The sequence below is a fragment of the Bdellovibrio sp. HCB185ZH genome, assembly GCF_047302455.1.
Taxonomy (GTDB): domain Bacteria; phylum Bdellovibrionota; class Bdellovibrionia; order Bdellovibrionales; family Bdellovibrionaceae; genus Bdellovibrio.
The window spans coordinates 1,708,141-1,720,691 of the sequence record NZ_CP178624.1; the positions used below are offsets into that span (position 1 = coordinate 1,708,141).

At 45.5% G+C, this 12,551-nt stretch carries 13 protein-coding genes; 5 read left to right on the plus strand and 8 right to left on the minus strand.

Annotation, left to right across the window (positions count from 1 at the left end; genetic code table 11):
• Positions 1-13: 13 nt before the first annotated feature.
• Complete coding sequence (locus tag ACLSU7_RS08390) at positions 14-421, plus strand: hypothetical protein (RefSeq protein WP_413295083.1); 408 nt, start codon at positions 14-16, stop codon at positions 419-421.
• A gap of 91 nt (positions 422-512) precedes the next feature.
• On the opposite strand, the gene ACLSU7_RS08395 is transcribed toward ACLSU7_RS08390, so the two are convergent.
• The gene (locus tag ACLSU7_RS08395; RefSeq protein WP_413295084.1) at positions 513-701 is read right to left on the minus strand and encodes a hypothetical protein; all 189 of its coding nucleotides are present in this window, start codon (positions 699-701) and stop codon (positions 513-515) included.
• A 113-nt stretch (positions 702-814) separates the two neighbouring features.
• Between ACLSU7_RS08395 and ACLSU7_RS08400 the strand changes: the two genes are divergently transcribed.
• From ACLSU7_RS08400 to ACLSU7_RS08410, 3 genes are read left to right on the plus strand one after another with little or no spacing between them, the layout of a single operon-like run.
• On the plus strand, positions 815-1,414 hold the full coding sequence (locus tag ACLSU7_RS08400; RefSeq protein ID WP_413295085.1) for a YceI family protein: 600 nt from the start codon (positions 815-817) through the stop codon (positions 1,412-1,414).
• A complete protein-coding gene (locus ACLSU7_RS08405) occupies positions 1,411-2,265 on the plus strand; it encodes a DUF692 domain-containing protein (RefSeq protein WP_413295086.1) in 855 nt (284 codons plus the stop codon). Before ACLSU7_RS08400 ends, ACLSU7_RS08405 begins: the two co-directional genes overlap by 4 nt.
• On the plus strand, positions 2,234-3,001 hold the full coding sequence (locus tag ACLSU7_RS08410; protein ID WP_413295087.1) for a putative DNA-binding domain-containing protein: 768 nt from the start codon (positions 2,234-2,236) through the stop codon (positions 2,999-3,001). Before ACLSU7_RS08405 ends, ACLSU7_RS08410 begins: the two co-directional genes overlap by 32 nt.
• On the opposite strand, the gene ACLSU7_RS08415 is transcribed toward ACLSU7_RS08410, so the two are convergent.
• The 5 genes from ACLSU7_RS08415 to ACLSU7_RS08435 form a co-directional block, all read right to left on the minus strand.
• On the minus strand, positions 2,996-3,394 hold the full coding sequence (locus ACLSU7_RS08415; protein ID WP_413295088.1) for a four-helix bundle copper-binding protein: 399 nt from the start codon (positions 3,392-3,394) through the stop codon (positions 2,996-2,998). The two genes, ACLSU7_RS08410 and ACLSU7_RS08415, sit on opposite strands and share 6 nt — an antisense overlap.
• Before the next feature lie 145 nt (positions 3,395-3,539).
• Positions 3,540-4,064: a MarR family winged helix-turn-helix transcriptional regulator gene (locus ACLSU7_RS08420; RefSeq protein WP_413295089.1), complete on the minus strand. Its 525-nt coding sequence runs from the start codon at positions 4,062-4,064 to the stop codon at positions 3,540-3,542.
• 70 nt (positions 4,065-4,134) lie between these two features.
• The gene (locus tag ACLSU7_RS08425; protein WP_413295090.1) at positions 4,135-5,418 is read right to left on the minus strand and encodes an NAD(P)/FAD-dependent oxidoreductase; all 1,284 of its coding nucleotides are present in this window, start codon (positions 5,416-5,418) and stop codon (positions 4,135-4,137) included.
• A complete protein-coding gene (locus ACLSU7_RS08430) occupies positions 5,393-8,620 on the minus strand; it encodes an efflux RND transporter permease subunit (protein WP_413295091.1) in 3,228 nt (1,075 codons plus the stop codon). The genes ACLSU7_RS08425 and ACLSU7_RS08430 overlap by 26 nt, the downstream gene beginning before the upstream one ends.
• Before the next feature lie 2 nt (positions 8,621-8,622).
• Positions 8,623-10,077, minus strand: a complete 1,455-nt coding sequence (locus tag ACLSU7_RS08435) for a TolC family protein (RefSeq protein WP_413295092.1) — start codon at positions 10,075-10,077, stop codon at positions 8,623-8,625.
• Between the two features lie 177 nt (positions 10,078-10,254).
• On the opposite strand from ACLSU7_RS08435, the gene ACLSU7_RS08440 reads away from it, so the two are divergent.
• Positions 10,255-10,920 (plus strand): TetR/AcrR family transcriptional regulator, encoded by a 666-nt coding sequence (locus ACLSU7_RS08440; RefSeq protein ID WP_413295093.1) that lies wholly within the window; start codon positions 10,255-10,257, stop codon positions 10,918-10,920.
• Here ACLSU7_RS08440 and ACLSU7_RS08445 read toward each other — a convergent pair.
• Both ACLSU7_RS08445 and ACLSU7_RS08450 read right to left on the minus strand, forming a co-directional pair.
• Positions 10,886-11,722: a murein L,D-transpeptidase catalytic domain family protein gene (locus ACLSU7_RS08445; RefSeq protein ID WP_413295094.1), complete on the minus strand. Its 837-nt coding sequence runs from the start codon at positions 11,720-11,722 to the stop codon at positions 10,886-10,888. The two genes, ACLSU7_RS08440 and ACLSU7_RS08445, sit on opposite strands and share 35 nt — an antisense overlap.
• A 90-nt stretch (positions 11,723-11,812) precedes the next feature.
• The gene (locus ACLSU7_RS08450; protein WP_413295095.1) at positions 11,813-12,547 is read right to left on the minus strand and encodes a helix-turn-helix domain-containing protein; all 735 of its coding nucleotides are present in this window, start codon (positions 12,545-12,547) and stop codon (positions 11,813-11,815) included.
• Between the last annotated feature and the right edge of the window lie 4 nt (positions 12,548-12,551).

The following is a 12,551-nucleotide window of genomic DNA, read 5'->3' on the forward strand; positions in this document are numbered from 1 at the left end:
AAAGGAGAGTCCCATGATTAAAATCGTTCTCACAGCGCTACTGTTCCCAATGTTTTCATTCGCAGCCCCCACAGGTCAGGCCGTATGCAAAGATCAAACAGGCAAATACACTTTCACCGTGGGAACGTACGCCCTATCAGGCGACCCAGGCACCCTTACCGTTGAAAACGACGCGAGCTACGGCGTGGATGCCGAGGCTGGCGTCGAAGGCGATCTCAACAGCCTGATCACAGCGTTCTGCGTAGGTTGCGCCCCAAAGCAAGGATTCAAAGTAGCCTCGGTAAAATGGGACATCACATCCGGCACTGCTAATCAACCCAACACGATCCAAATGATCATCACAGGCCAAAAAGTTACCGAACTCAACTTAACCTGCGAAAACCACCTAACCCCAGGCACCGAACAAGACCTGAATCAATAATTCCAAAAACTCCCAAAACTAAAAAAGGAAGGCTCGATGCCTTCCTTTTTTTATTGCCACTTCGAAAAAATCTAAAGCAACGGATTGTGAATCAAAGTCTGCTCAACACGAGCGGCAGTTTTAAAGCTGATGGGCGCATGCCCGCACGAAGTCGGCCTCCGTGGGCGCCACGACGGCGCGCACTCGCGCAGGCGAGCCACGGTTGAGCCCGGATGGCGTGCCGACGAAGCTGCGGGTGTGCGACCAGCAGATTTAAAACTGCCGCTCGTGGTGAAGCCATGACTGTGTAATTCAGCATTCCAGGAAGCGTTTTCTGATTGGTAATTTGCCCGAAATCATTCTTTAAAAAACCATATCTGCTAGTTCAAAAATAATATAACAAAAGGAGTCCCTATGCGCTCACAGAAGATACTAACTTCAGTGTTGATGTTCTCATTTTTAGCAACATCCGCCCAGGCCGCCAAATTCCAAATCGACCCGGCTCACACCAACATCACATTCAAAGTCCCTCACATGGTGATTTCGAAAGTAAAAGGCACCTTTGATAAATTTGAAGGCAGCTTCGACTTCGATGAAAAATCGCAAAAGCTAGATAATGTTGTCGTAAAAATCCACGCCGATTCGATCAATACGAATCAAGCCGATCGCGATAAGCATCTGAAAAGCCCTGATTTCCTGGATGTCGCAAAATTTCCAACGATCGAATTTAAAGGCACCAAAGTCATTTACGAGAATGCCAAACCCAAAGAGGTTCAAGGCAAGCTAACCGTTCACGGTGTTACCAAAGATGTGACGCTCGAAGTGGAATACAAAGGCGCCGTAACGGATCCGATGGGAATTCGCCGCGTTGGTTTTGAAATCGAAACAAAACTGAATCGCAAAGATTTCGGTTTAATCTGGAATAAAGCTTTAGAAACAGGCGGTGTTGTCGTTGGAGATAATGTCGAAATTGATATCGAGGGTGAAGCTATCATCCCAGGAAAAGCAAAATGAGATATCAAACTCCAAACTTTAAAGTGGGGATGGGACTTCATCCCTCCCACTTTTCTTATTTAGAACAACAACCGCTTACCGACGTTGCCTGGTTTGAAGCCTCCAGCGAAGACTATATGAGTCCATTGGGCCGCTCGATGGAAGTTTTAGAAAACCTGCGCCACGATTATCCTATCGCGCTTCACGGCTCTCATTTAAATATTGGTTCTGCCGGCGGAGTAGACCCTCTTTACTTGCGCGAGCTCAGAAACTTAATCGAACGTGTGGAACCCTTTCTTGTATCTGATCACTTGGCTTGGACCGGTGGCACCCGAGAAAATCTGCATGGACTTTTTCCCCTCCCTTTAAATAAGGAAAGTCTAGAAGTCGTTTGCGACAATATAGATTCCGTTCAAAGTCAGCTTAAGACTTCAATTGCATTAGAAAATATCGCGACCTATGTGGATTTCACCAACAATGAAAACAGTGAAGTGGAATTTTTAGGTGAAGTTGCAAAACGCACAGGTTGCGGCTTGGTCTTGGATTTAGGAGCGTTGTTTGTGAATTCTCAAAATCATGGATTCAATGCTCACAAGTATTTGCAAAAGCTTCCCCTAAATCACGTCGTACAGATCCATCTGTCGGGTCCAACTGAAACGGAGTCCTATTGGCTGGACCGAAAAGCGTCAGAAATCACACGACCTGTATGGGATTTATTTAAGTATCTGTCGCCACAAATTCGCCACTTGCCGATCGCGACGGAAAGACAGCGCAATATTCCTGAATTCAGTGAACTGGAAATGGAAGTGATCAAAGCTTCTTTTATATTGGAGAACAACAATGAGCTTGAGCGAAGCACAGCATCTGTTTAAAAAAAATGTTCTGAACGGAGAAGCGGACGATGCCTCTTTGACTCATCTGCGCCCCGCGGGAAACCTGCCGTTAGAATTAGGATTCGAAATCTACCATGACATCTATTATTCAAAACTTGCAGGAGCCTTGGCGAAAACCTATGAAACCGTCGCCTGGGTCTTGGGACCTGATTTGTTTCATGAGATAACGGCGCGATTCATCGAATCTCAACCCACAGTTCCGTTTCGTCTGTCAGAATATGGTGCGAATTTCAGTGAATACCTGGGAGTCACGACAAGAACCCGTGGGATTCCATTTCTGCAGGATCTGGCAAAGTTTGAATGGTTGCTAAAAGAAGTGCAAAATGCAGCCACACCCAATCCTGTGCCTTTGGAAGACATCAAGCCTTTTGAACACTCTAATAACTTCCGCATCAGTTTTATCGCAGCGATGAGAATCTTCCAAAGCATGTACTCCGTCACTGCCTTATGGAATCGACGCAAAGAACCGCGATATACTTACGAAGAAATCAATTGGAATCAGCCAGAGAGTGTTTTGATTTACAAAAAAGAAGGTCAGCTCTTGGTGGATTCGATCGATCCCACGCACGCAGAAATCATTTTGGATTTGCAGGAAGGCAAAAACATTTCAGAAGCGCTTTCGGGCTTTTCGGAAGTCATCTCGCCTGCTGACAACACCAAGTTATTCACCACGCTTATGAAAGCAGGCATCATTGACGACATAGTTGAATTATAGACGCGTCGAAGGAAGGGTGCTGCGAAGATCTTTTGCAGTACCTTTCATATGCACCGTCATACCTGCCATACCTCTGCAGGTTTCGGAACAATGTCGACAGGTTTCCGCACATCTTGCCATCATCTCGTCATCATACGAAGCACAGATCGCAGCACAAGCTGTCGAAAGCTCAAACGACAGTTCGCACGCTTGATGGTGGAATTCAAGATCCGCGAGCATCATTTTTGAAGAAAGCTGGCAAGCCTCTGCGCACATGTGCAACATCGCCACCTGCTTCCCAGATACCCCTTGCTGCAACAGATAATGAAGAGCTTCCATACAAGCCTTTGTACAGTTCATGCAGGCTTTAATACATTTCGACATGTCGCTGTCTTGCATTGGAATCGAAGCCATAACAAACCTCCCGATCAAGATTTAAAGTCTCACCTTTATTCTATGGGAAAAGTTCGGGGCTATTGGAATTTTGTTAGATTGCAACCAGGCCCTGTGTTTCCTATCAAGGCCCGGCTGAATATGAATCGGTCCGAGGGACCGAGGACTAACCTTCAGTCCCGAGGACTTCGGTTTTCTTGATCATTTCTTCGAGAGTCGCTTTGAAGGCAACTAATTGTTCTTGAGTGAACTGTTGCGCCCAGAACTCTTTCAAGCGTGGATACCACTGTGGGAAAATCTCTTTCAAAGTGCTGTCGCCTTTTGGTGTCAATTTGATCACAAAAGAACGACCGTCCTTTACATGTGTTTCACGCACGATCAATTCGTTCTTCTCCATATTGTTCAACAAGCCCGAAATCGTCGCTTGTGTAACACCTGCTTTGGAAGCCAGCGCCGAAGGGCTCAATCCCTCTGGTGCGTTTCTTAGCATGTAAAGAAGTGTGAATCGTCCGCTGGAAAGACTGTATTTGGAAAGTACACCTTCAAGGTGATTGTCCAACTCATTTGCCACCTTCATGAAAAGAAGGTTCGAGTGAAGAATTCCTGCATCCACCTCTTCCGTGTGCAGATCTCCGCAAGAAGCTTTTAACTCTTGTTCTGTCGGCAAGTCCTGAATAAATAATTTCGCCATTTTTGTCTCCTGGGTAGTTATTTTGCTTCTATTATTGTTACAATTAAAAATCTGTTGAGTTCAAATTTTATTAGTTCTTTAGCTTCCAATCTCTTGATGTAATTAGACGTGCTCCGCGTTTGGAGAAGATGTAACTCCACGTCCATTCTGCCATGACAGAAATTCTGTTCTTGAATCCGATCAGGTATAAAACGTGAACGAACAACCAAGCTAACCAAGCGATGACTCCAGTCAATCTCAGTGAGTTATACTGAGCGATCGCTTTTCTTTTTCCGATAGTGGCCATCTGGCCCTTATCTAAATATTTAAAGGAGCTTCGCGCTTTCCCTTTGATACTTTGTAGTACCACATTACTTACGAATTTACCAGCTTGCATTGCCGCAGGAGCTAAACCTGGCAAAGATTTATTTTTTTCGATTTCAAAATTCGCCATGTCGCCGATAACAAAAGTGTCAGGGAAATTCTCAATTGAAAAATCATCTCGAACAATAACTCTACCCGCGCGATCCTTAGCGACGTCTGGAGTGAATTTCATTCGAGAAGCTTGGACACCAGCCGCCCAAAAAACAGAACGGGACGGTATAAACTCGCCGGCGATTATCACTCCGTTTTCATCTATTTTTTCGACGCGTGAGGAAACACGCACTTCGACACCGATGTCTTTTAAATCCTGCAGCGCGTGTTCCGAGAGTTTTTCGTGAAATGACGCCAGAATTTTTGGGCCAGCTTCGACCAGCAGTACGCGCGCATTCGCGGGATTAATATGATTAAAATCTTTCACCAACACCGTTCGCGCGATATCAGCGATGGCTCCCGCGAGCTCAACTCCTGTGGGGCCTGCTCCCACGACAACGAAATTCAGCAAAGACTTTTGTTTTTCTGGATCTGTTTCATTCTCCGCCGCTTCAAATGCAGAAAGAATGCGACGACGAATCTCCGTCGCCTGCTCAACAGTTTTTAAACCCGGAGCGAATTCTTCCCACTCGGGATTTCCGAAATAACTGTGTTGAGCCCCCGCTGCCACAATCAAATAGTCATAAGAAAGCTCTATGCCATCTGACACAATATACTTCTGTTCCAAATTCACACTGTCCACTCGGCCCATGTGAATTTCGACATTTTCGATTTTGGAAAACTGTGCGCGAATGGGAACGGCGATGTCGGATGGATTTAAGCCAGCAGTTGCAACCTGATATAAAAGCGGTTGGAACAGATGATGATTGCGCTGATCGATTAAAACAACGTGAACCTGGTCTTTGTTGGCCAGAGATTTCGCGGCATTTAATCCCGCGAAACCTCCACCGATAATTACGACAATTTTCTTCTCACTATTTTTCGGGTGCTGTAACGGCATAGTCACTGACTCCACTTTCGCGTGGTGCGCCAGCCGTGGCTTCCTCGTGAGACGTTTCTTCTTTTGTAGCAGAAGTCATTTTACTGCCAAGCTTATTAGCCCAAACTCTGAAACGATCGACATACGTGAATACGGCAGGCACCACAATCAGGGTTAGAATTGTCGATGAGATCATACCACCGATAATTGCCACACCCATAGAGGTACGAGTTTTTGATGCCGCATTCATGCCGATTGCCACTGGCAACGTACCCGCGATCAACGCGAAGGACGTCATCAAGATCGGACGAAGACGGGTTTTACCCGCTTGCACCAAGGCATCAGCACGAGATTTACCCTCGGCCATCAACTGATTTGTTGTATCGACAAGCAAGATACCATTCTTACCCGCCACCCCAATCAACATAAAGAAACCAAAGATCGCGAACATTGAAAGCATTTGATTCGCAAGATACAGACCCAAGAAGGCTCCGCAAAGTGCAAGTGGCAACGCAACCATGATCGTGATTGGAGTGATGAACGATTCATACAAGGAAGCCAGGATCAAGTAGATGAACATCACGGCAAAGCCCAATGCCATCACGGTTGAACCCGCAAGCTCTTGTTGATTTTCCGCATCACCACCGAAGTTATAACGAACGCTCGCAGGGAATTTATTTTCACCCTCTGAAGTCCATTTCGCAACGTCAGCGATAACGGTACTTACACCCACACCTTGAGCCAAGCCCGCAGTGATTTGAATGTAACGACCACGGTCCATACGATCGATTGAAGCCGGACCAGAAGAAAGATCCCCATTAGCAACGTCTTTCAAACGAACCAACTTACGATTCACGTTTGGAACATAGACATCATTAAACGTTTGCTTCAAGTCACGTTGGTTTTCAATCAAACGCACGCGTACTTCGTACTCACGTCCTTTTTCACGGAACTTGGCAGGTGTCATACCTTCAACTTGCGCACGGAGCTCGGCACCCATCGTTGAAGTATTGATACCGTAAGCTTTAGCAGCTCCGGGCTTCAACTCAACTTGCATTTCTGGTTTACCAGGACGGAAATTCGAGTCCACGTCTTTGAAGCGCGGATCTTTTTTCAACGTCTCGATCAACTTAGAAGCTGAAGACTCAAGATCTTTGGGATCTGGAGAAATAATATTCATGACAAACGGTTGTTGAGCCATACCACCAGTTGAGTCGTATTTTTTTACAACTGGATTCGCGAAGGCAAAATCAGAGAACTGTTGGCGCAAATGATCACGGAAAGCTTCCGTTTTCATTCTGCCTTTCACGTCCTTCATTCTGACATAGAAGCTGGCCTTGTTGGACTCCCCATAGATGTTACCAACGATCATCGTCGTGTAATCAACGGCCGGATCCGCATGAAGGATCTTATCAACCTTATCAGCAACTTCCTGCATACCATCCAAGCTTGTACCTGGAGTCATCTCGAGCGTGACTGTGATCTCACCCGAGTCATCATCCGGGATGAATGTTCCTGGAACTTTCGTCACCGTATAGATCGACAAGAAGAAGATCATCAATGTCGCCACAATCGTCATGATTGGATGGCGCAAAGTTACGCGAAGAAGTTTTTCGTAATAACTTTCAAGCATTGACTGGAAACGGTCAAAACCACGAACCAAGCGGCCCAATGTTTTGTCATAAATGCTTGTTGGCTTGAAGTCCTCATGAGAAACACCATGGCCCCCGTGCCCTTCACCGGCAAAGTACGCCGTCAACATCGGAATGATCGTCATAGCGACAAACCAAGAGATGATCATCGAGAATACGATCGTGAAACCGAACTGCTTTAAGAACTGTCCAATGGTACCAGACATCGTACCTACTGGAACGAATACGGCAATAACCACCAGCGAGATCGCCATAACGGCCATTTGAATCTCTGTTGTTCCTTTTTCCGCTGCCACCAGAGAGTTTTCACCTAATTGCATACGACGATAGATATTTTCCACGACAACGATCGCGTCGTCGACCAGAAGACCTACCGCAAGAGTCAAAGCCAACATCGAAACGATGTTCAAAGAGAAGCCCGCAAGCTTCATCAACATAAAGGCACCGATCAATGAAACTGGCAAGGATACGGCCGTGATCAATGTCGTGCGCACGCTACCCAAGAAGAAGAACACCGTGATAACTGTCAAAAGAATCGCGATGATGATCGTCTCGTTCACGTCATAAAGATTGTCTTTAATTTTCTGAGAAGCGTTGGTCACAAGTTTGATTTGTGGCGCGCCTTCCATTTTTTCAAGCTCTGGACGGATTTTTTCCATTTGCTTGATAACGTCATCCGCCACTTTCACCGTGTTTGAACCGGATTGACGATAAACTTGCAAGAAGATCGCTTTTTCACCATTTACAAACGCACGTGAAGCTTCATCTTCCAAAGTGTCTTTCACAACACCCAAGTCAGAAACGCGTGTTGGAACTTCATTTCCGTAAAGGTTTACGAGAGTGTCTGCAACGTCAGCAGTATTTCTAAATTCACCCAAACCACGGAATACCAGCTCTTTACCACCTTGGTTTACTTTTCCAGATGGAATGTTCTGCCCCATGGCACCCACTTGTCCTGCAACTTGCGTTACAGAGATCTCGCGGCTTCTTAGTTTGTTACGATCCAAAAGAACATGGATTTCTCTTTTACGGCCACCCAGGATGTCAATTGCACCCACGTTGTTCACTTGTTCCAAGCGAGGTTTGATCATCTGGTCAGCGATATCGTAAAGAGCCGCGTCGCCAATGTTACCTTTTGAAGACAAAGCAACCATCAGGATAGGTGTATCTGACGGGTCGAATTTTTTGATGACTGGATCATCCACTTCGTCAGGAAGTTTAGGTTTCGCGATATTTACTTTATCACGTACTTGTTGTTCCGCGTACTTAGAGTCCACCGAGGAAACAAACTCCACGATAACTTGCGAAACACCTTCCATATTTTTGGAAGTCATACGCTTGATACCAGAAATCGTACTGACTTCGTCTTCAATAGGACGAGACACGAGTGTTTCGATTTCGGAAGGACCCGCACCTTTATATGTTGTCTGTACGGTTACAACCGGAACGGAAACGTCAGGAAATAAGTCGACCGGCATGGATTTGTATCCGGCCCAACCGACAACAACGATCGCAATGGTTATGCAGGTGATAAAAATCGGTCTGCTGATGGAAATCTTAGGTAAGCTCATGACTATTTCCCTTCCTCAGGAGAGGCTTGGTAAAGTTTGATTTGCGTTTGAAGTGCCAGGATATTCGCTGCAGACTTCACGCGGTTCAAAGCGGAAGCTGAATAATCTTGCTCGAACAACAACACTTGGTACGTCGTTGTACGACCCTGACGAAGACGTGTTCTTTCCACGTCCAATTTAGTTTTTTGCGCTTGTTCAATTTTACCCAACAACACCAAGTTGTCGCGCGCATCTGTAATATTTTGAGTTAAATTGATCCAGTCTTGTTCCTGCGCATACATTGCATACTGACGATTGTATTCAGCGGCTCTGACGTTTTTATCCGCACCGGCTTTGGTATCTCCCGCAGCCCCGAAATTCAAAGGCATGTTGAAACGCATACCAATGTAACCCGTGTCTGTGTCTGTATAACCAGCGTTTTTCATTGCTTGGTTATAGTCATCATCACGGCCATTCAACGCATAGGTCGTATAGATATCCAAAGATGGACGATTGCGCTCTTTCACCACAACGGCATTGGCCTTCGCCGATTGCAATTGAGCCTGCGTCGCTTTCACATCATAACGTTCGCCTGGGCGAGCCGTCGGTACTGTGATTTTTTCCAGCTCCGCATAGGGAACTGTTTCAAGGCTATCCACCGGAGTTGTTGCTGGTCTGTTCAAAAATTTATTGAAGTTACGCAGAGCTTCGCGCTGTTCATTGCGCGCCACTTGCAATTCCAAACCACGGGCTTCAACCAGGGCGCGAGCTTGAACTACGTCGGCTTGCTCACCCAGGTTCATGCTACGTTTACGGCTGACATAACTCATAATATCTTGTGCAGATTTAGAAGCGGCTTCCTGGATCTTCACCACGTCAGACCAAGCCGACAATTTCCAGTACGCGGATTCAGCTTGCGCCAAGTATGCGGTTGACTGGTAGGACGCTTGATATTGTTCTGCATAGTTACTTTGACGGACTAAATCTTCGTTCGCGCGAGATGTCACACCGAAACCACCGCCCCATACAGGCATGGTTAATTCGATTTTTGGAGTGGCATCCCAGTATTTAGACATCGTAAATGCAGACCCTGCATTGTCGAACTTTGTCTTTTGCATCGTGTAGTAAAGCTTACTTTGCAAACCGAAATCGAACTGCTGAGTGATACCCAAAGAATAAGTTTCAGTATTCACACGATCATACATTTTCGGCTGACTGGGTTTGCCGTCATGACCTGTATTGAATTCTGCAAACAGTTTTGGTGTGAAGATTAAATCTGCTTCGCGGGCCTCAAGGTTGTTACCTTCCGCCTGCGTAGTAGTTCCTTTATAACTGTTACTGTCGGTCTGCACTTGCTCGAGATATTGAGTCAATGTGACACCTTGAGCTTTCGTTGCCGCTATTCCTATGAGAAGGAAAGCCATCGCAGCTCGTAGTACAAAACATCTGTCGTTTTTAGGTCCACCCTGGTTCATCATGGGTCTATCTCCTGATTCACTAATAAGTAATCACTTACTTACATACTTTTACGGTATTTTAACGAAGTACTCAAGCAATTACTTACTTGTCGACGTCCATATTTTATGATACATTTACTATTAATAAGTACTTTCAATGCCTTATGGGCTTTAAAATAGATAACTCAGGAGCTCAAAATGGGAGACACATCTCAAGTTCTAGCGAAAAATACGGATCAAAAAGAGACCGTATCTCGATCTAAGACTAAAAAAAGAGACCGTTCCGCATCTGAAGAGCGTCTGCTTAAGGCAGCTGAGGATATCTTTGCTAAACATGGTTTTAACGGCGCAACAACGCGCATGATTGCCGATAAAGCCAAGGTCAATGAATCTCTCATTGGCCGCTATTTCGACGGCAAAATGGGACTTCTGCTTGCTGTCTGCGAAACACATATCAAAGATAAAGTTCAACAAGATGCGCTTATGTACCCAGCGCAAGCAACAGTGCACGAAGAGTTAACTTCATTGGTGGACTCTATGTTCGAACATCATTGCAAAAAGGACGAGGAGTTTTTTAAAATCGTGCTGGGCCAATGTCTTGTCGACGCGAAATTTTTGAAACGCATTCGCGAAATCGCTCCTATCAGCCTTTATATCAATCAAGTTATTGAGCGCCTCGAAGTACTTCGCACTCAAGGAAAAGTAAAAAAAGATGTCGATCTTCGCCAAGCGATGGAGATCTTCGATACCTACTTCCATGGATCAATGTTCTTTGATCGCATCTTGCTTGGAACTGATGTCGAAAGCATTCAAGCAAAATTGAAAATCTTTATCGCAGGTTTGTCAGAGTCTTTAAGTACCTAGAAAAAATTCCGTACTCTTCGCTATCCCCTGGAGTGATAGGAGTGACCGGATCCACTTGTTCTTCCGGAGTGATTCTGGCGTTCACTCCTGGCGGCACCACTTCATTACCCATCACCTCTTGTTCGGTTGGATACTGGCGCGCATATTTCCAAAGATCTTTATGATAGGACAAAAGCAGGCTGCCATTTTGCAAAGAGTTTAGGAGAACAGGCAGTGCTTCAAGTGCCACCGCAAAACATCCCTGACTCCAACCTAAGCGACCGTTGCGCTGAATGAAATCATCACTGACATATTTTGCTCCGTGCAAAACAATCAACCGATCGCGAGCTGCATCGTTGGATCTATCAATCCCCTCGAGCTTTAAAGAAGGACCATTCTTTGCGCTGTTATAGGTCCCTTTTGCATAGTAAAAGCCAATCGAGCTTTTCCAGGAATCCAGCAGATTTGAAAAACTACGGGTTTCTAACACTCCAGAGTTGATTCCGTGAGAGACATAGAATCTTTCCACCACACCCGTATCTAGATGCAGGAAATACAATCGCTTTTCCGTAGATATAAGAGAATAATCGACGATCACTGCCGTTTTGGTATTCGCAATACGACCTGCATTGTAATCGAACATGCGAAATAAAAGATTCACAGGTTCTTCAGGAAGCCCTTGAGCCAAAACCGCTTGATAAAGATTTTGCCCTGTTGTCGTTTTGCGGTTGAACATAGAATTCGGCGCATTCGTCGCCGAAGATAAAGCTGATGACAATAAGATGGCGATGCCGCTCAGGCATGACAAAAGCAAGGTTCTCATGACTTCAAGATTCGCAAAGGAGCGGTGACAGCGCAACCAAGGATCAGCGACACACCACCGCTCTTGAAATAAAACAAATTTTCTGGAGATCTATTCTTTTTTCTTGATTGCGCCCATGTAGGAATATGTCCACGGACGATAAGCCATTAAAACACCCGCATCCACTGTTGCGGTGTTGTGCTCAGCATCGAATCGCGAATCTTCCTGCATTTCCATCGCAAGCTTTTCCATTTTGCCTTTGTACTTCGCCAAAGTGGACGGGCTGATTTTGATAAGTGTAAAGCGCACGAAATCCTCAGGCTTGAAATCGTACATCAAATAAGTCGCTTTCATCTGCTCAAAAAGGGCTTTTCCGATCGGCCCATCTCTGCGAAAACGCAAAAATCCATGACGTTTGAATTTTACTTTGTCGCGGGGATGAAGCTCGATCAAATTCAACCGGTCCAGCTGGAAAAGATACTTTTGGGCTTCCGCTTTCGGAATTTGGTATTCTTTTTCGATCTTTTGCGGAGTGCGCTCATCATGAAGCAACATATAGTAATGCAGTAAACGGGTGTTTTCTGCCAACGCACGCTCCTGTTCATCTGTCAGAAGATAAATCTGAGTTCCATCCTCCAGGTTCGCAGACTTAACGACTTCTGAAAAACTAAGATCAGCTACACGACAGATTTCTTCCAACCGCTCTAAGCTCAGGCTTTTACTGGAAAGAATACGCTTCACGCTGGATTCGCTGAGGTTTAACGCTTTAGCCAAATCCCTATACAGCACATTCTTTGCCTTTAAGGCGCGTTTCAACGATGCCAAAAACTGATCTATTTGCGACATACCA

What these genes read in the sequence shown, in the direction of transcription:
- ACLSU7_RS08450 (WP_413295095.1), bottom strand. Translation starts at nt 12,547, where the DNA reads ATGTCGCAAATAGATCAGTTTTTGGCATCGTTGAAACGCGCCTTAAAG.
- ACLSU7_RS08410 (WP_413295087.1), top strand. Translation starts at nt 2,234, where the DNA reads ATGAGCTTGAGCGAAGCACAGCATCTGTTTAAAAAAAATGTTCTGAAC.
- ACLSU7_RS08435 (WP_413295092.1), bottom strand. Translation starts at nt 10,077, where the DNA reads ATGATGAACCAGGGTGGACCTAAAAACGACAGATGTTTTGTACTACGA.
- ACLSU7_RS08420 (WP_413295089.1), bottom strand. Translation starts at nt 4,064, where the DNA reads ATGGCGAAATTATTTATTCAGGACTTGCCGACAGAACAAGAGTTAAAA.
- ACLSU7_RS08390 (WP_413295083.1), top strand. Translation starts at nt 14, where the DNA reads ATGATTAAAATCGTTCTCACAGCGCTACTGTTCCCAATGTTTTCATTC.
- ACLSU7_RS08440 (WP_413295093.1), top strand. Translation starts at nt 10,255, where the DNA reads ATGGGAGACACATCTCAAGTTCTAGCGAAAAATACGGATCAAAAAGAG.
- ACLSU7_RS08400 (WP_413295085.1), top strand. Translation starts at nt 815, where the DNA reads ATGCGCTCACAGAAGATACTAACTTCAGTGTTGATGTTCTCATTTTTA.
- ACLSU7_RS08425 (WP_413295090.1), bottom strand. Translation starts at nt 5,418, where the DNA reads ATGCCGTTACAGCACCCGAAAAATAGTGAGAAGAAAATTGTCGTAATT.
- ACLSU7_RS08415 (WP_413295088.1), bottom strand. Translation starts at nt 3,394, where the DNA reads ATGGCTTCGATTCCAATGCAAGACAGCGACATGTCGAAATGTATTAAA.
- ACLSU7_RS08430 (WP_413295091.1), bottom strand. Translation starts at nt 8,620, where the DNA reads ATGAGCTTACCTAAGATTTCCATCAGCAGACCGATTTTTATCACCTGC.
- ACLSU7_RS08395 (WP_413295084.1), bottom strand. Translation starts at nt 701, where the DNA reads ATGGCTTCACCACGAGCGGCAGTTTTAAATCTGCTGGTCGCACACCCG.
- ACLSU7_RS08405 (WP_413295086.1), top strand. Translation starts at nt 1,411, where the DNA reads ATGAGATATCAAACTCCAAACTTTAAAGTGGGGATGGGACTTCATCCC.
- ACLSU7_RS08445 (WP_413295094.1), bottom strand. Translation starts at nt 11,722, where the DNA reads ATGAGAACCTTGCTTTTGTCATGCCTGAGCGGCATCGCCATCTTATTG.